Raw genomic sequence first — 17,437 nt, 5'->3', positions numbered from 1 at the left:
CCTTTATGCTTTAGTCGGATAAAGCGCTTATAATTTGCTCTTTAATAGCCTCCTCGTTAATCCCGGTTAAGAAACCGGCTCCAGAAAGGGCAGGAACCCCAAAGTCGGATTCTACCCTCATGCTTGTCACGATTAGGTCTGCATCGCTATTCTCATAAACTAATTCAGATAAGGTAGTCTGTGTGAGTTGATAATCAATTCCTGCTTCGTCCAATGTCTGGCGGACTTTATCCGCTATTAATGTTGAAGTTGCAATTCCGCCGCCGCATGCTACGATTACTTTTTTCATATATTGACCTCTCCTTTAATTAAGATTGATTTCTTATTCTCTACTGTTAAGCTTGAATAGCTGTCTCCCGAAAGGCTTTTACTCTATTCATAAATTCTTCTACACGCTTTTGATCAACCCTGTTTTCAAATTTCCCATCATATTTGAATGCTGTTCCAACTACTGCACCATCCGCAATTGCCAGCTGCTGCTCTAAGTTCTCAATACGTACTCCCGTATTTGCCAGTATCACGCAATCAGGGACAGTTTCCTTTACTTTTTTCAAGATTTGAGAATCTGTCTGTTCTCCAGCAGTTAATCCGGAAACACAAAGTGCATCGGGGCGGTTGTTAAATACAGTAGATTTGGCAATATCTTTGATATCTCGGTCAGCAACATATTTTGCTGCTTCAGGCAGAATATTAAACAGCAGTTTTACATCCTGGGCATGCAGGTGATACTGATGTCTGATGGTTTCACCGACATTTGTGTCCCATAATCCAAAGTCACTGGCATATACGCCGGTAAATATTTCACGGACAAATTGAGCCCCGGTGGCAGCGGCTAAATCAAGGGAACGTTTTGCATCCCATAATACGTTAACGCCATAAGGTATTCTTATATCATTCATCAGTTCTCCGATTACTCTGGCCATCGCAGAAACTGTTTCGGTTTTTACTTCTGTTAAATAAGGAAGACTGAATTCATTGGAAAACATAACAGCATCTACACCGCCATCCTGTAATGCCTTTAAATCTTTGCGTGCTTCTTCAATGACATAATCCATTCCTTTTTTATAGTCATAGGATGGATCTCCGGGTAAGGGCTGCAGGTGACACATTGCGATAATTGCTTTTTCTGTTCCAATTACTTCTTTTAACCAAGTCATCAATAACTTCCTTTCTCTTCAGTTTTTTGCTTTAGGGGTATCTATTGAGATCCCCGCTTTTTTGTAATCTTTCATTTCTGTATCGGATAAAGGTTTATTTGTTATAATTCTATCTAGTGCATCTATTCCGGCGACGGATGAAAATGCTACCTGGTTGAACTTTCTGTCATCTGCCAGTAAGATAATTTCATTGGCAATGTCTATCATTGTTTTTTTTATGTTGGTTTCATCAATGTTGGAATTGGTTAATCCTTTATCCGCGTTAATAGCATCTGTTCCTAAAAATACTTTATCTACATTGAGCTGACGCAGCATATCTTCTGCAAATGGTCCATTTAAGCTATACACCCCCTTTCTCTTTTGTCCGCCGATAACAACGATGTCTATGAGGTCATTTTCACTGAGAACCATGGCGTTTTTAATGTCATTCGTAATGGCTGTTATATTTTCAGTGCAGTGTGATGCTAGTTTTTTAGCGAGCAGCAAGGTTGTTGTACCGGAATCCAGAAGAACGGTTTCCCCAGGCTGGATATGTTTGAAAGCCAGTTCCGCAATTTCTTCTTTCTCCTGGATGGCTTCCTGCTCTTTGATAACATGACGGGGCTCAAATCGGGTTCCTTTCAATTTTTTACTTTTAGCTCCTCCATGAATCCGGATAATAAGATTCTGTTTCTCTAATTCTTTTAAATCGCGTAAGATAGTTGGTTTGGAAACATTAAATTTATTTGTTAAATCGATGATATTTACTGTTCCTTTATCATCTATAAACTCCAGTAATGACTCTAATCTTTCTGCTGGTAAAATCTCCATCCACTCCTTGTTTAATGTATGATTTCATTTGATTGTTTATGATTTTTTATGGCAGGAACATGAGGTGTTTTGTACCGTGATAGTAATTTTTATTTTTTGTTAATGCTTTTTATGCCTGTTTTTCTAAAAAAGTTGAATGATATTAAAAAATACTTCACAAAAAATCATGATCAGCTTTATAAATCCATGAAAACAAAAAAATCTCCAGCTATTCTGTGCAGAATAGCTGGAGATTTTTTATGATTATCTGTCTTTATACAAGCATCCAATGCTCCGGTCTTACTTCTTCTAACCAATTTTTTTCAAAATGATAGGTTTCTGTCTTGATATTATGTTCCCGAATCTTTTTCGCTTCAATTCCCGGATCTGGAATAGGCACCGCATCCAGCAGTGATTTAGTATAGGGGTGAAGTGGATTTTCATAAAGCTCCTCGCTTTCTGCCACCTCAATAATTTTGCCGGAATACATTACTGCAATCCGGTCACATATATGCTTTACCATTGCCAGGTCATGTGCAATAAATAGATAGGTTAAACCAAGCTTTTCCTGTAATTCCTCTAATAAATCCACAATCTGTGATTGAATGGAAACGTCCAGAGCGGATAACGGCTCGTCGCAAACAATAAATTTCGGTTTTACAGCCAGCGCCCGGGCGATACCAATACGCTGCTGCTGTCCTCCTGAAAATTCATGCGGATACCTGTTGGCGTGTTCCTTTGTCAGACCTACCAGCTCTAATAGCTCCTCGACCCGGGCTCGCCTCTCAGCTTTTGTTTTGCATAGCTTATGAATATCCAGCGGCTGACCGATAATATCAAGCACCTTCATTCTCGGATTTAACGAGGCTTGAGGATCCTGGAAAATAATTTGAACGTCTCTGCGGAGCTTTTTGAGTTCTTTGCGATTAAAGTCATGGATTCCCATTCCACCGAAAAGAATTTCTCCTTCTGTTGCCTGCTGTAATTGCAGAATAAGGCGTCCAGTCGTTGATTTTCCAGAGCCGGATTCTCCTACTAATCCTAATGTTTCACCAGGTCTGATGTGAAAGTCAATATCATCAACTGCATGCACAAGGCCGCCTAATTTTAACGGGAAAATCTTTTTCAAATCCTTCACGTTAATTAAGGCCTCAGTATCTTGAAATGATTTCGTGTATCTGTTTGCTTTCTTTTGATCAATTCGCGGCAAGGCATGAAGCAGCCGTTGTGTATAAGGGTGCTCAGGATGAGTGAAAATGGATGCTGTGTCGTTTTGTTCAACAATTTTTCCATCCTTCATGACAACAATCCGGTCGCACATACCTGCAACAACCCCAAAATCATGAGTAATCAAAATGATGCTCATATTAAATTTCTCCTGCAGGTTTTTCATTAATTGCAGAATTTGTGCCTGAATACGTACATCTAATGCAGTCGTCGGTTCATCAGCAATTAATAGCTTTGGCCGGCAGATTAAGGCCATTGCTATCATTGCACGCTGCAGCATACCACCTGAGAATTCATGTGGATATTGATGATACCGTTCTTCAGGTGAGGTTATCCCGACCAGCTTCAGCATTTCAATCGTTTCTTCTTTCGCTTTATGTGCAGAAATCCTACGGTGTTTGCTGACTACTTCATCAATTTGCTTACCGATTTTCATTGTCGGGTTAAAAGAGCTCATTGGGTCCTGAAATATCATACTGATTTCCTGACCGCGAATTTTCTGCATATCATGGTCAGAATAATTTGCCAGATTATTTCCTTCATATTCTATTGTTTCCGCTTGGATATGTGCGGACTGGCCGGGAAGCAGCTGCATAATTGCTTTTGCTGTAACGCTTTTTCCTGACCCAGACTCACCAACAATCCCTAAGGTTTCTCCTTTTTTGACGGAGAAAGAAATTTGGTTAACGGACTGAACCTTCTGCTCCGTAGTCTGAAAATGAACAGATAAATTTTTAACACTTAATATGTCTTTCATTATCATATCTCCATTTAATTATATATTTGACTTATTATATATTCCTGTACACCAGAGCAGCAGAACATTTAACCTGATAAAAATGTAAGACAAATTGTCATTTCAATAAAATATATAAGAATAAATTTTTTCAGGGTGAATAAACAAGACTCTGAATATATACATATATATAACAGGAAGTGTGTAATGTTATTACAATTAATTTTAAGACTTTAAAATATAGTAAACTCTTACTCTGTGAAATCTAAAACGGTAAGGAACTCAAAGTCAGTAAAATTAATTTGACAATTACATCATTCCTTTCTATAATTCCTAATAAGCATATTCTATACTAAAAAGGTAGGAATTATCAAGATTTTAAGAAGGGAGTAAGAAACTTATTGCAAAATTCATCATCCGAGAATGTGTTATCCCGCGGGTTTTTGATTGTTTATCGTCAGGTTTTCCTGAGGTGGATTCAATTTTTAATCGGGTTTCCAATTCATATTATTGCTCTCTGTATCTATTTCAGTAAAAGAAAGTCTAATACATATGATGCTTTGTTTAAGGAAAAAATGCATACTTTTATACAATCAGAAGCATATGCAGCTTTAAAAAGTGATTATGAAAAGCAATATGATAAAAAGCAGGCATACTTCCAGCGCCCGATAAAAGAGACAGAAAAAGAAAAATTTGTTCAGCAGCAGCTCAAGAAGCGCTCCGAAGCAATTTTGGAGGAAGAACTGGGATTAGAGACAAGAAAGCCGATGAACTATATGGAATTTTTCCATGGTCTTTTGCTGGATAAGCGTTTCCTCATACCTACATTTATTCCTGGAATTTTAGCTTACAGTATGTACTTTATTTATCAAGGTGCTTTTCGGCGTTTTGTATTTGAACGGGTCGTTATGACGTTCTTTGTAATTATTTCTGTTATCGTGATTGTATTTACCATTCTGTATATTTCGCCGTCTGATGCAGCTGCCAATATATTGGGTGAGTCTGCTACACAGGCGCAGCGTGATGCTTTTAATATTCAGTATGGCTTGGATCAGTCTTATTTCGTTCAGTTATGGCATGCGTTAAGCGGCATTCTGACGTTTGATTTAGGGCATTCTTATACAGGCAATGAAGTGATTATGAATAGTATTTCAAATCGTTTTCCTGTGACACTGATTTTAGCGATTTCTTCTCTTATTCTGGCAGTTATTATCGCTGTGCCGGTAGGGATGATTTCGGCAGCACGTGTTAATTCTTTTTGGGATTATACGTTTATGTTCATTGCCTTGATTGGCTTGTCTATCCCGAGCTTTTGGCAAGGTCTTATTTTCATTCTTACCTTTTCGATTCAGGGAGATCTCCTGCCGTCGAGTTATTCACCAGGAAACTTTTTATCGCTGATTATGCCAATTGTGGTACTAGGAACAGGGCTGGCTGCAGCGATTGCCAGAATGACACGCTCATCTATGCTGGAGGTCATGAATGAGGATTATATGATTACTGCAAAAGCCAAAGGGCTGACTGGAAGAGAGACATTTATTGGTCATGCGCTGAGAAATGCCTGGATTCCTATTTTAACGGTTATCGGGCTGCAGTTTGGCGGTATGCTCGGCGGAGCTGCCGTAACGGAAAAAGTTTTTAATATCAGCGGTTTAGGAAGCTATATTGTAGATAAACAATTTATTCCCGACACGCCGGCAATTTTGGCAGGTGTCGTTTATATCGCTATTACCATTTCAATTGTTAATTTAATTGTAGATCTTGTTTATGCGATGCTGAATCCGCGTATCCGTTCGCAAATGAAGAATAGTTAGGAGGGTGAGAGGCTTACATGAATCATGCTAATCTACAGTCTTTAAAGCGATCCGATCTGTATAAGCACGGTCACTTTGCATTTGTTATATCGCTCGTATTAACGTTGATTTTTTTATTCAATAGCTATGATTTTGGCACGAATACATTTCATACCGTTTTCAGCATTTTTACTGTTATCTTTTTGATAAACAGCTTATATCAGCTTTTTATCGTGCTTTTATTACGTAAAGATTTATTGAAAACAGGAGAAATCGGGAATCGTACACGTATGCTGGCTGCAGTACAGGTTCTGTCGTTAGCCTGCGGAAATGTTTTTACAGCAACATTTGCCTTTCGGCTTTTAAAGAAGAACACATCTATTGAATATACATTTGCATATTATATGCTCATTACAGATTTTCTTATTATCGCGGTTACATCATTGAATTTATTTAAAGCCTATGTATCTAATAATTTCATGTTATCTATGGGTATTTTACTGGCATTATTAATTATTGATATAGCTTTGGTAATTTTCTTTCATCGGCAATATGATACCTCATTGGCCGGGAAAAAGTCATTGCCATTGCTAGCAGTGTTTTTATTTATTGCCACTTTAACAGGAAATATATTCCGATTTATTCTTGCTTACAGTATCCTGTTAAAAATCTCTAAGAAAGACCAGTCCGTGATTGATAAATGGCAGTTTTTCTGGATAAAGCTGGGTAAAAGCTTTACAGCAATGATTGGTTTATTATTTGTTATCTTTACCTTTTCAATATCCATTACCAGCTTTGGTACGTTTGTAACCAGCTTTGCAACGGCAAATGATTACAGCTCCCTGCTGCAGGAGCCGAGCTTCGTGCACCCCTTCGGAACGGATAACTTCGGCCGTGACGTATTTTCCAGAATTATTTTTGGAGCAAGGATTTCCCTGGTCATTGGTTTATTGACAACAATTATTCCAATGATTATCGGCGGGTTACTGGGGGCGCTGGCAGGCTATTATTATAAAGCTACCGATCAGGTGATTATGCGTGTGATGGATGCTTTGTATGCCATTCCGGGGATTTTATTGGCTATTGCTATTATCGCAGCATTTGGATCCAGTACAATCAATTTGATTATTGCCTTAAGTATCGGGTCGATTCCGATTTATGCAAGAACGATGCGGGCCAATATTTTAATGGTATCGAATTTAGAATATATTGAAGCAGCCAAAGCATTGGGAGAATCGGATTGGAAGATCCTGACCAAGCATGCTATTCCAAATGCTTTTGCTCCGATGATTGTCAAAGCTACCTTAACAATTGGCGGAGCAGTTATTGCAACAAGCAGTTTAAGCTTTTTGGGACTCGGTGTAGAGCCTCATGTTCCAGAGTGGGGGAATGTCCTCCGGATCGGGAGTTCTTATTTAGAAACCGAACCATATTTAGCGATTTTTCCGGGGATAGCGATTATTTTGCTGGTTTTAGCCTTTAACTTTTTAGGGGATGGCCTGCGTGATGCGTTAGATCCAAAAATAAATTAATTTTATATTATAGAGGATATTCAAAAAGTCCAATAAAGATGACATGGCGAATTTCTGCGTTGACTAGCGTTTTCCGATGGGACTGGGACTGCGATTACTCGCCCCGCCAAAAGCGTTACTCACGTATATAAGAGCATGGAGGAACTTCTGTTAAGACCGTCCACGTCCTGTGGACAATACAGAAGTCACCACATCCTGTGGAAGTCCGTTCGGAAACGCTAGCCGCCTTGAACTTCTTGATTCTATTTATCGGACTTTTTGAACACACACTTATAAGGGGGAATACAGAAAATGAAGAAATGGAGTTTTTCTTTTTTACTCGTACTTGCTCTGCTGTTAGCAGGGTGTGTGAGTACAGAATCTGATGTTCAGGAAGAAGGTTCAGGCGGTGGTGGTGCAGATGCAGACCAGCCGACAATTGAGATATTAGCAACAAGTACGCAGGAAAATGACGTAAATATTCTGCGTGATCAATTAACAAATACAGGCTTTAACGTAGAATTAAATATTCAGCCGGATTACGGCAGCTTTACAACACAGCGTGATGCAGGGAATTATGATATTGCCCTGAACAGCTGGACAACAGTTACTGGAAACCCGGATTATGCTGTCCGTTCTCTGTTCACCTCAGATGGTGATAATTCGTTATTCGCAGATGAAAAAGCAGATGAGCTTGTAGATAAAGCAAGTACCGAATTGCCGGGCGAATATGAAGAAACATATAAAGAATTAGAGGAACAAATTGTTTTTGATCAGGCGTATATTGCACCGCTTTATATTTCTTTAAAAGCGCAGGGTGTAAATCAAGATATTATTAATGAAGAAACAGTCCGTCTGCCAAAATCACGTGCGGCAGTATGGGAAAATGTAGACTATAATGATACATCCTTACGTGATAGTGAGCCTTTACTTGTTCACCAGGCAATTAGTGATTTAACTTCATTAGATCCAATTAAAGGAAATGACGGTTCTATTAATACGTTAAATACAAATATGTATGTTCGTTTAGTCAATTTAACAGATGATGATGAAGTCGTTTCCGATGGTTCGCTTTCTTTAAATCACGTGATTGCGGATGGCAGCCAGGATTTTTATTTCTTACTTCGTGACGATATTAATTTTGCAGAGGTAGACGGCGATACAGCAGTTGATACAGGTGACCGTGTAGGTGCAGAGGATGTTCAATTCAGTTTAGAACGGGCGAAAGATCCAAATTCTGTTCCGGATCATCGTACTTACAGTCTGCATGAAAGTATGGAAACGATTGAAATTGTAGATGATCTTTCTGAATTAGAGGATACTGCTTCCATAGACGGAAATACAATTAAACAGGCATTAGAAGAAGGACTTGATACAGAGATTGATTCATTAACGACGGATAAAACAGAGGCGGATAATGATGCAGGAACCTATCAGGTTGTAAAAATTACAACAGCAGATCCGTTCCCGCAGGTACTAAACTATCTTGCACATCAGTCAGCCGGTATTGTATCAAAGGATCAGGTGGAAAGCATCAATACGTTTGATGTAGAAGACTATGATGTCAATGAAGATGTTGCTTATGGTGACCAGCGGACTGTGCTGGAAGATAGTAATGAAGAAAACACGCTTTATGCAAGTGGACCGTACATTATGGTTTCTAAAAATGACTATGAAGCAGATTTCGTGAAGAATCCCGGGTATATGCCTGGATCAGAATATGAGCCTAAAATCAGCGAAGTAGTAGTGAAATTCATTCAGGACCCGGAAAGTGCATTATCTGCGCTCCGTAATAATGAGATTCACATCCTGAATGGTGTGGCTGAAAACCGTTATGACACAGTGGAAGAGGATGATAGTTTAACCTTACAGCAAAACGAGAGTAACGGTGTTTCCTATCTGAGCTTTAATTTGGAAGATAGCGAGCTTGCTGATAATGTAGCATTACGCCAAGCGGTACTATATTCTATTAATCAGGAAGAATTTATCTCCTTCTATGAAGGCAATAAATTACCGGCTGTTTCTACTCTTAGTTCATTAGTAGATACCGGGCTGGAGCTGAAAGCAGATCCTGAGCAGGCGCAGAGCCTGTTACAAGAAGGTTTATCAGAGTAATATAAAAAGAGGCAAAGTCAGGATTTTTCTTCATCCTGACTTTGCTTTTTTTTTTGATCTATGACTGCAACAACAAGGATGTTTTATCCATTATAATGAGTCCTCACGGAAGATAGTTTCTTTTTATAACTGCTTTCCCTTTACCAAAAAGTAATTCCCCATCAAGATTTGTACGATAAAAGCACTCTCTTTGGAATTTCAATAACTTGAAATTGCCGATAGTAGCGTTTATACTTCAAATCAATACGAAATAATAAGAATACTTAAAAAATGTAATTTATTTACTTTCAATACCAAGAAGGATGGGAAGACAAATGGGAGAAAACATAGAAAAAAGCGTGTTAGAAACTTTTCAGTACCTGCATACACATGCAGAAATCAGCTGGGAAGAAGTAGAGACTACCAAATACATAAAAGAAAGATTAGAAGAAGCAGGCTGTGAAACAATTACCTTTCCAGACCACACCGGCGTCATTGGAAAGCTTGGAAATTTTGATGAAGGTTTGCCAGTAATAGGTGTCCGTGCAGATATGGATGCATTATGGCAGGAAGTGAACGGGAAATTTCAGCCAAACCATTCCTGTGGGCATGATGCACATATGTCAATTGTATTAGGTGTGCTATGGACATTACAGCAAATCCCGGGGATCCAGGATAAAGTTGCAATTAAGTTTATTTATCAGCCTGCTGAAGAAGCTGGCGGCGGTGCGCTGAAAATGGTAGAGGAGAAGGTTGTAGAAGACGTGGATTACCTGTTTGGCGTTCATCTCAGACCTAAGCAGGAAGCCGCTGCAGGACAGGCTGCTCCAGTTATTGTTCATGGTGCAACGAAAACATATGAAGCGGTCATTAAAGGGGAAGATGCACATGGCGCACGCCCGCATTTGAATGATAATGCGATTGAAGTCGGCATGCAGATTGTCAATATGCTGGGGCAGATCCATATGGACCCAAGAGTCCCGCATTCAGCGAAAATGACGAAATTTCAGGCAGGTGCTAAGAGCTCTAATATTATTCCGGGAAACGCATCGTTCAGTTTAGATTTACGTGCGCAGACGAATGAAGTGATGGACCTGCTGGTGAAGAAAGTAGATGGTATTCTAGATTCTGTCCGAAATCTTTATGATGTTGATATTGATATCTCCTATTTTCATGGTGTGCCGGCAGCTGAAACAAATGAGGAAGCAACAAGCTTTATGCGTGCAGCAGTGAAGGATGTGCTGGGCGAGGAAAATATTGTAGAGCCGCTTCTCACTCCGGGCGGAGATGATTTCCATTTCTATACTGTGAAAAAACCAGAATTAAAGGCAACGATGCTCGGATTAGGATGTGATTTAGGGCCTGGATTACATCACCCAGATATGGCCTTTGATAAGGATGCGCTTCAAACGGGTGTAGATATTTTAACAAAAGCTATTTTGAAAGTATATCAGGATTAATGATAGGAAGTTAGATTGTTAGGATGAAAATAGTCGGTTTTTACTGCATTTGCGGTAGAAATCGGCTTTTTAGGTTGGTATATAAGATAGATATGTATAAAGAGGAACTTAAGTCAAGGGTAAACTTCGGCTCTTAGATATTTTTATAGAAAGAGTGAAAGAAATAATTTTAGTATGATTTTTAATCTAATATGAACCATTTATGGAATATTAAACCAGTAATAAGGAAGTATTCAACTATGCTAAATACCCTTATCGCTTTTTTATTATTTGTATCTGTATAGACTGTTTTTCAATAAATTTATCAAAAGACAAGACAATTTTAGTAGAATCTACTTCCTCAGGCCTGCCCATTTTACCAGACCTTTTTAAAAAGCTGCTTTTTATTTTTATATGCTTTATTTCCTGCGAGAATGTATTGTCTTATCAATAAAACCTGCTATCTATGCTTCTTCAAAAAATAGCTCAGTCTTTCCCAAATGTTTTTAATAATGTTCATATGAAAGGTATAGAAGAGAGGCATAAGTAGGATAACTTGTATTAAAAATGAAGGCATATCCTAAAAATAGGCGAAATTAACTGTTTTTCTCTTAAAAGGTTAACAATATATCATATATTTAGTATTCTTATAAAAAATAAAGATTAGCAGAAAAAAGGTGAGCAAGATGCACAAAATTAATCTCGTACTTTATACTTCTGATCAATCGTATGCTGATTATTTTTCCAACTATATTAGAAACCCAGAGAATGGGATGAGATTTTCAGCGAAGATATACACAGATTCCGAGGCGTTTCATAAGCATATCCGTAATCAAAAGCAGCACATTTTATTAACAGATATGCAGGTGACGGAAGAGGATGGTGCTAATTTCGATATGGTTATTCGCCTATCAGAGGGGCAGGAGATGACCCAGGAAGAGGCGGGCATTTTTAAATATCAACCATTGAAGGAATCATTGTCTCAAGTGATGGCGATATACTTCGAAGCAAATGACAAGATTAGTACGTTAATGAATAAGAAACAGAAAGAAAAAGTAGTCAGCTTCTATAGCGGTAGTGCTGGATCAGGGAAGACACTAGCTTCTCTTTGTCTGGCGAAATATTTGACACAACAGGGTAAACGAACCTTCTATCTTAATTTAGAACAATTACATAGCACCTATTTATTTTTTCAAGAAGAAAAGGCGTCTTCTGTTGAAGTATTCTACTATTTAAAAAATAATATTAATAAATTAGTTGCAAAAGTTGAATCCTTAAAATCTACCGACAGCTTAACAAATATTGATTACTTCTCTTTGCCCGTCTTACCGGAGGAAATGGAACATATCACGGGTGAGGAAGTAGAATTGTTGATTCAAGCTTTAAAAGATTCGCAAAGTTACGACTATATAATTGTCGATCTGGATGATTCCTTGCATGAGCGAAACCAGGCGGCAATGCGGGTTAGTGATGAGGTTGTATGGCTATTAAGCTCTGATCAGAATAGCTTTGCCAGATCGCAATATAAACTAAATCAAAGTATCCTGGACAAGCATATTGATAACAATAAGCTTCATTTTGTATTGAATAAAGTCGGAGCGAGGCCTTTTGCAGGGTTTAATAACTATAACTTCAGTATTGAAATACATATTCCATTTCATTCTCACTGGTTATTGGAAAATGAACAGACCAAGATGTTAGAAGATACCATTATCGGTGAGAAGTTATTTCAATCTGTTGCAGAGGAGATAGACATCAATATGGAGGTGTCCCTTGTTGAAGGTTAGTGATAAAGAACAGAAGAATAATCAACAAATAGAAGAAGTTACTGCGCAGACAGAGGATGAGATAACGGCTTTATTAATTGAAAAATTGCGTGAGGTTTTAGATTTTATGCATTCCACTACGAATGAAGAGCTTTTGGAAATGGTGGAGGATACTGTAATAGAGTATGCGAAGGAGCATAAAATGACTTCGCAAATGATTAAGCGTATTGTCGATAGAATGTATCATGCCTTTCGAGGGTTGGGCGTACTGCAACCCATCTTGGATGACCCTACAATTACAGAAATTATGATCAATAATCATGAAGAAATTTTTATTGAGCGCGATGGCCAAGTTTTGAATGCAAAAGTTAAATTTGAAAGCCGCCAAAAGCTTGAGGATACCATTCAGACCATTGTATCAAAGGTAAATCGGGTGGTAAATGAGTCAAGCCCTATTGTGGACGCAAGGCTGGAGGACGGATCTCGTGTAAATGTCGTCTTACCCCCAATTGCATTGAAAGGGCCAGCTATGACAATCCGAAAGTTTCCAGAACGACCATTGATGATTGAGGACTTAATCCGGTTTGGTGCACTCGATGAAGAGGTTGCCAGTTTTCTGCAACAGTTAGTAGAAGCCAAGTATAATATTTTCATTGGCGGAGGGACTGGTTCAGGAAAAACAACATTTTTGAATGTCCTATCGAATTTTATCCCGAAAGATGAGCGGTTGATCTCTATTGAGGATTCCGCTGAATTACAAATTGTCAATATTCCCAATCTTGTTAGTTTAGAGACAAGGAATAAAAACACGGAAGGAAAAGGAGAAGTTACAATTCGTGACTTAATCAAGGCCTCATTGCGGATGAGACCATCACGTATTATTGTCGGGGAGGTTCGTGGAGCAGAGGCGTTAGATATGCTGCAGGCCATGAATACTGGTCATGATGGGTCTTTATCTACTGGTCATGCGAACTCAATTAATGATATGTTAAGCCGTTTAGAGACAATGGTGCTCAGTGGTGCCGAATTACCGATTGATGTGATTCGTAAACAAATCAGTTCTGCGATTGATATCATGGTCCATTTAACAAGATTTCGCGATCATTCCAGAAGAGTAGTACAGATCTCCGAAGTATTAGGGATGGAGGATGGTGAAATTATTACCGCTCCCCTTTACGTGTTTGAAGAGGACGGTGAGGATTACCGCGGTAAAATTATCGGTAAACTGAAAAAAACAGAGCATTCTTTGCAGTCTATTAACAAATTGAAGTTAGCAGGCAAGAATGATGTGGTAGAACAGTTTACCAAAGCGTAATGGAAAGTGGGTCAAAGGATGAATGTTGAACAAATAATTGGCTCTGTTGTAATTGTTATCTTGATAGGTGTATTAGTAGGGCGTCGTGTAATCAAGGGAAGAAAGGCCAGACAGTTGGAACGGGAACTGGAGAAAAGAGAAGGAGAAATAAGAGAGAAGAGCATAGCAGCGATCCGAAAGAGAAACATCGGCGGAGAGACACTGATTGACTATGCTGTTTATGAGATGAGCTTTCAAGAGAAGGTGAAGTATTCCCTTATCGCAGGTATCGTAATTTTCGGTATTTCTTATCTATTCTACGATCATCTCATTCTTTCGTTCATAGTTGCGTGTTTGGGGATAATCTATCCGAAATTTAAGAAGAATGATTTAAAAAATAAACGTAAAGATGAACTAAGTTTACAGTTTAAAGAGGCTATTTCCTCTCTTGCCTCTTCTTTAGCGGCGGGGCAGTCAATTGAGAATGCCTTCCGTGATGTGTTGAGAGACTTGAAGCTTCTTTACCCAGATGAAAACACCTACATCATTAAGGAATTTCAGCTGATTAATCGGAGAATTGAAAATGGAGAGATTGTCGAACGAGCTATTGCAGATTTTGCCAACCGTTCAGATATTGATGATATTAAGAATTTCTCTGATGTATTTATTACCTGTAAACGTACAGGGGGAGACTTAGTAGAGATTATTAAACGAACGGCTGATATCATTACCGATAAAATTGAGATACAGCAGGACATCAAAGTTTTGGTTTCTCAGAAAAAGTTTGAGTCGAAAATAATGGCGATAGCCCCTTTAGGCATTACCTTATTTCTGAAAATGTCATCGCCAGATTTTGTAGCTCCATTATATGAATTTGGCACACCTGGTCCTATTATTATGACTGTCGTATTGATTTGTGTAGGCTGTAGTTTGTTAATCAGTCAGAAAATCATGGATATCAAGGTATAGCAGTAAGCAGATAAGAAAGGAGCAGCGATTATGACATTGAAAATCATTATTCTCAGCATTGTAATAGTAACATTATTAGGCGTTTTAAGGAATAAAAGGGTCTATGCTGCTTTTATTGAGCAATATAAAGATGAAATTACCTTACCAGCTTTAGCGCCGTTTGCTTTTGGCATTATAGATCGATTGAACCTTTATAAGCGGATGCCGAAATTAATCAATGCTATCCATCAGAAAATGATTATTCTGCGAGGAAGTAAACTATCTGGGGATTATACGAAAATATATTTAGCAAAAATGATTACCTTAATTAACTTGATGCTCTTTTTTACCTTTGTCTTAGTAGAGGTCAGCGACGAGGGAAATAGTAATCTGATTTATGGATTTCTATTGATGATAGTAGTAAGCGTCTTTCTAGTGAAGGATTTGGAAAAAAAAGTGAAGCAAAGGAAGGATTCGATTATTATTGAACTTCCGGAATTTGTCAATAAAATTATTTTATTGGTAAATGCTGGTGAAACTGTTCAGGGAGCTATGAAAAAAAGTGTCGATCAGAAGAAGAATCAGATTTATGATTCTCCATTATATTTTGAGCTGAATGAGGCTGTAAATAAGATGTCTGCGAATACTTCTTTCCAAGAGGTTATGAAGGATCTTAATTACCGCTGCGGTATTCAGGAAGTATCGATTTTTACGACCACAGTAATGATGAATTACCGCAAAGGCGGGGCACTATTAGTGCAATCATTAAATGAATTATCTGTATCACTATGGGACAAACGAAAAACTGTTACAAGGATAAAAGGTGAGGAAGCATCGTCTAAGTTGGTATTTCCGATTATTTTTATATTTGCCGCAGTTCTTCTGATTGTTATATATCCTGCAATAGCAGTATTTTAAGAAAAAAGAAGGAGAGATTTATAATGGAACAGTTAACAACATTTTTTAAAAATTTCTGGAATGACGAAGAAGGATTGGAAACCATTGAAATTCTATTGATTTTATCTGTACTTATTGTTATTGCAATTATGTTTAAAGATAAAATTATGGAATGGGCAAATAAATTATTTAACGATATTGATACCGAAATTATGAACTAATTTAAATGGAAAATAGCTTGGTTGAACAAGTTTTTCAATCAAGCTATGTATTCTCCATGAGGAACATCATTCCATAAGATAAATCAATTTACCAATACCATAAGCTTTTCTAAAAGTGTCAATGAAGAAAGATCTCATTATAAATATTCAAAATGATGAGTTGAAAACATAATAAAAGGAAAATAAAGAGATTGGGTTAGCTGAAAAAACTTTAATAAGCTACGTGTGAATTTCTGAGGAGGACCGGACCATAATGATTAAAAATAAACAAATAGCTATTCTATTATTGTTAATCACAGGTTTGCTGCTGGCAGCTTGTTCGAATGACAATGAACAACCTGAAGAGTCAGAGCCGGCTGAAACAGAGCAAACCGAAACAGATATCCAGGAGGAAGGTACTGAATCAGAATCAGCTGATGAAGCTTCTACAGAAGAAGAGGATGAATCATCAAGTAATGATGAGTATATCGAGCATCAATTGGGATTGAGTATCGGTGACACAGCAATCGTTGTTAGCTCAGAGGAGGACTATAAGTATGAAGTGACAGTGAATGAAGTGAGCTATCGTGATGAACTTGAAAATGTTACTTTATATGAAGATACCTTTGTCCTAGCTGATGTGACTGTAAAAAATGTGGATGAAAAGGCATTTAATGCTGCTGATATTTTTACACCTGCCCTTGGTGAATTGGATTCTAATAAATATACACCGGCAATCAGCCCTGATTATTTGGGAAACACGTCAGAAATAACATTAGTGGAGGGTGAGTTAGCCCCTGGAGATTCCGTTGAGGGTACGTTTGTATTTGATGTAGCACAAGCAAAGCAATATAACCTTGCTTTTGGTCATGCCGGGGATCAAATTAAGACGAGAGCGGAATGGGAATTTAGCGAAGATGAAATACAATAAACAACAGCATAAGAAGAAGGAGCAACTAATATGAAGACCTTTCTAAAAGAGGATCGTGGAAGTTTTACACTTGAATCTACCTTGGTTTTTCCTGCTCTTCTAATGTTTACCTTAGTCGGCGTATTCTTTTGTATTGTTATCTTCCAAATGGGTACAGCAAGCTATATGGCACACAAAGTATCTGATGAACTTGCTTATACATGGAACAGTACAAAAAAAGATATTAAAACAGGTGATATAGCTGTACAAGAATACACCGGTTTACCGGACGGTGATGGATTATATTGGCGAATTACCGATAATGATATTTTGGGCTTTTTTAATTTAAGCGGTTTTACTCAAGATGATATTGTTGGTGACAAAAAAAGAAAAGCAGACATATACAATGGTGCGATAACACTCAGTGTAGATTACAATAATACGCTGATTTACAGTGAGGTAGAAGTGAGCGCTGAATCGAGCTTATTTATCCCTTCTTTTCTAAAAAATATGATTGGCAGCAAGGTACAAGCAACATCCAGTCATGTAGTTACCGAGACAACGGAATTAGTCAGAACAGCTAATTTTGCCAAGTATTTATGGAGTGAGTTTGGCAAAGATGGGGCAGTAGGTGATGCAGTGAACTCCATTAAGAAGTTCTTTGGTGGTGAATAAT

Annotated in this window: 15 protein-coding genes; 11 read left to right on the top strand and 4 right to left on the bottom strand. The window is 38.0% G+C overall.

The window, feature by feature from the left end:
• Positions 1 to 10: 10 nt before the first annotated feature.
• The 4 genes from MHH51_RS22200 to MHH51_RS22185 all read right to left on the bottom strand — a co-directional run bounded on the left by MHH51_RS22200 (position 11) and on the right by MHH51_RS22185 (position 3,930).
• Complete coding sequence (locus tag MHH51_RS22200; protein WP_339283635.1) at positions 11 to 289, bottom strand: PTS sugar transporter subunit IIB; 279 nt, start codon at positions 287 to 289, stop codon at positions 11 to 13.
• Positions 290 to 335: 46 nt separating this feature from the next.
• Positions 336 to 1,157: a BtpA/SgcQ family protein gene (locus tag MHH51_RS22195; RefSeq protein ID WP_339283633.1), complete on the bottom strand. Its 822-nt coding sequence runs from the start codon at positions 1,155 to 1,157 to the stop codon at positions 336 to 338.
• 18 nt (positions 1,158 to 1,175) lie between these two features.
• Positions 1,176 to 1,967, bottom strand: coding sequence for a DeoR/GlpR family DNA-binding transcription regulator (locus tag MHH51_RS22190; protein WP_147211328.1), 792 nt, complete (start codon positions 1,965 to 1,967; stop codon positions 1,176 to 1,178).
• Positions 1,968 to 2,220: 253 nt separating this feature from the next.
• Positions 2,221 to 3,930, bottom strand: a complete 1,710-nt coding sequence (locus MHH51_RS22185) for an ABC transporter ATP-binding protein (RefSeq protein WP_339283632.1) — start codon at positions 3,928 to 3,930, stop codon at positions 2,221 to 2,223.
• 380 nt (positions 3,931 to 4,310) lie between these two features.
• On the opposite strand from MHH51_RS22185, the gene MHH51_RS22180 reads away from it, so the two are divergent.
• From MHH51_RS22180 to MHH51_RS22130, 11 genes are all read left to right on the top strand, one after another.
• Positions 4,311 to 5,723 carry an ABC transporter permease gene (locus tag MHH51_RS22180; protein ID WP_339283631.1) on the top strand — a complete coding sequence of 471 codons (1,413 nt, stop codon included), beginning with the start codon at positions 4,311 to 4,313 and terminating at the stop codon, positions 5,721 to 5,723.
• 17 nt (positions 5,724 to 5,740) lie between these two features.
• Positions 5,741 to 7,234, top strand: coding sequence for an ABC transporter permease (locus MHH51_RS22175; protein ID WP_339283629.1), 1,494 nt, complete (start codon positions 5,741 to 5,743; stop codon positions 7,232 to 7,234).
• A gap of 291 nt (positions 7,235 to 7,525) precedes the next feature.
• Positions 7,526 to 9,328 (top strand): ABC transporter substrate-binding protein, encoded by a 1,803-nt coding sequence (locus tag MHH51_RS22170; protein ID WP_339283628.1) that lies wholly within the window; start codon positions 7,526 to 7,528, stop codon positions 9,326 to 9,328.
• Between the two features lie 314 nt (positions 9,329 to 9,642).
• Positions 9,643 to 10,767 (top strand): M20 peptidase aminoacylase family protein, encoded by a 1,125-nt coding sequence (locus tag MHH51_RS22165; protein ID WP_339283627.1) that lies wholly within the window; start codon positions 9,643 to 9,645, stop codon positions 10,765 to 10,767.
• A gap of 665 nt (positions 10,768 to 11,432) precedes the next feature.
• Positions 11,433 to 12,533: an AAA family ATPase gene (locus MHH51_RS22160; protein WP_147211323.1), complete on the top strand. Its 1,101-nt coding sequence runs from the start codon at positions 11,433 to 11,435 to the stop codon at positions 12,531 to 12,533.
• Between the two features lie 106 nt (positions 12,534 to 12,639).
• Positions 12,640 to 13,827 carry a CpaF family protein gene (locus MHH51_RS22155; protein ID WP_147211430.1) on the top strand — a complete coding sequence of 396 codons (1,188 nt, stop codon included), beginning with the start codon at positions 12,640 to 12,642 and terminating at the stop codon, positions 13,825 to 13,827.
• Positions 13,828 to 13,845: 18 nt separating this feature from the next.
• Positions 13,846 to 14,775, top strand: coding sequence for a type II secretion system F family protein (locus tag MHH51_RS22150; RefSeq protein WP_147211322.1), 930 nt, complete (start codon positions 13,846 to 13,848; stop codon positions 14,773 to 14,775).
• A gap of 30 nt (positions 14,776 to 14,805) precedes the next feature.
• Positions 14,806 to 15,672, top strand: a complete 867-nt coding sequence (locus MHH51_RS22145) for a type II secretion system F family protein (RefSeq protein WP_147211321.1) — start codon at positions 14,806 to 14,808, stop codon at positions 15,670 to 15,672.
• A gap of 23 nt (positions 15,673 to 15,695) precedes the next feature.
• Entirely contained in the window at positions 15,696 to 15,872 is a 177-nt protein-coding gene (locus MHH51_RS22140) for a Flp1 family type IVb pilin (protein ID WP_147211320.1), read from the top strand.
• A 253-nt stretch (positions 15,873 to 16,125) separates the two neighbouring features.
• Positions 16,126 to 16,782 (top strand): DUF4352 domain-containing protein, encoded by a 657-nt coding sequence (locus MHH51_RS22135; RefSeq protein ID WP_339283626.1) that lies wholly within the window; start codon positions 16,126 to 16,128, stop codon positions 16,780 to 16,782.
• Positions 16,783 to 16,812: 30 nt separating this feature from the next.
• Entirely contained in the window at positions 16,813 to 17,436 is a 624-nt protein-coding gene (locus MHH51_RS22130) for a TadE family protein (RefSeq protein WP_147211318.1), read from the top strand.
• Position 17,437: the final 1 nt, after the last annotated feature.

It is taken from the genome of Oceanobacillus sp. FSL K6-3682 (assembly GCF_037976165.1).
Classification (GTDB): Bacteria; Bacillota; Bacilli; order Bacillales; family Amphibacillaceae; genus Oceanobacillus; species Oceanobacillus sojae.
Note: the sequence above shows the minus strand (reverse complement) of the source record. Positions and strands in the feature narration are given on the sequence as shown.

Excerpts from the sequence above, each read along its gene's own strand:
- MHH51_RS22200 (WP_339283635.1), bottom strand. The coding sequence starts at position 289 with ATGAAAAAAGTAATCGTAGCATGCGGCGGCGGAATTGCAACTTCAACA.
- MHH51_RS22195 (WP_339283633.1), bottom strand. The coding sequence starts at position 1,157 with ATGACTTGGTTAAAAGAAGTAATTGGAACAGAAAAAGCAATTATCGCA.
- MHH51_RS22190 (WP_147211328.1), bottom strand. The coding sequence starts at position 1,967 with ATGGAGATTTTACCAGCAGAAAGATTAGAGTCATTACTGGAGTTTATA.
- MHH51_RS22185 (WP_339283632.1), bottom strand. The coding sequence starts at position 3,930 with ATGAAAGACATATTAAGTGTTAAAAATTTATCTGTTCATTTTCAGACT.
- MHH51_RS22175 (WP_339283629.1), top strand. The coding sequence starts at position 5,741 with ATGAATCATGCTAATCTACAGTCTTTAAAGCGATCCGATCTGTATAAG.
- MHH51_RS22170 (WP_339283628.1), top strand. The coding sequence starts at position 7,526 with ATGAAGAAATGGAGTTTTTCTTTTTTACTCGTACTTGCTCTGCTGTTA.
- MHH51_RS22165 (WP_339283627.1), top strand. The coding sequence starts at position 9,643 with ATGGGAGAAAACATAGAAAAAAGCGTGTTAGAAACTTTTCAGTACCTG.
- MHH51_RS22160 (WP_147211323.1), top strand. The coding sequence starts at position 11,433 with ATGCACAAAATTAATCTCGTACTTTATACTTCTGATCAATCGTATGCT.
- MHH51_RS22155 (WP_147211430.1), top strand. The coding sequence starts at position 12,640 with ATGCATTCCACTACGAATGAAGAGCTTTTGGAAATGGTGGAGGATACT.
- MHH51_RS22150 (WP_147211322.1), top strand. The coding sequence starts at position 13,846 with ATGAATGTTGAACAAATAATTGGCTCTGTTGTAATTGTTATCTTGATA.
- MHH51_RS22145 (WP_147211321.1), top strand. The coding sequence starts at position 14,806 with ATGACATTGAAAATCATTATTCTCAGCATTGTAATAGTAACATTATTA.
- MHH51_RS22140 (WP_147211320.1), top strand. The coding sequence starts at position 15,696 with ATGGAACAGTTAACAACATTTTTTAAAAATTTCTGGAATGACGAAGAA.
- MHH51_RS22135 (WP_339283626.1), top strand. The coding sequence starts at position 16,126 with ATGATTAAAAATAAACAAATAGCTATTCTATTATTGTTAATCACAGGT.
- MHH51_RS22130 (WP_147211318.1), top strand. The coding sequence starts at position 16,813 with ATGAAGACCTTTCTAAAAGAGGATCGTGGAAGTTTTACACTTGAATCT.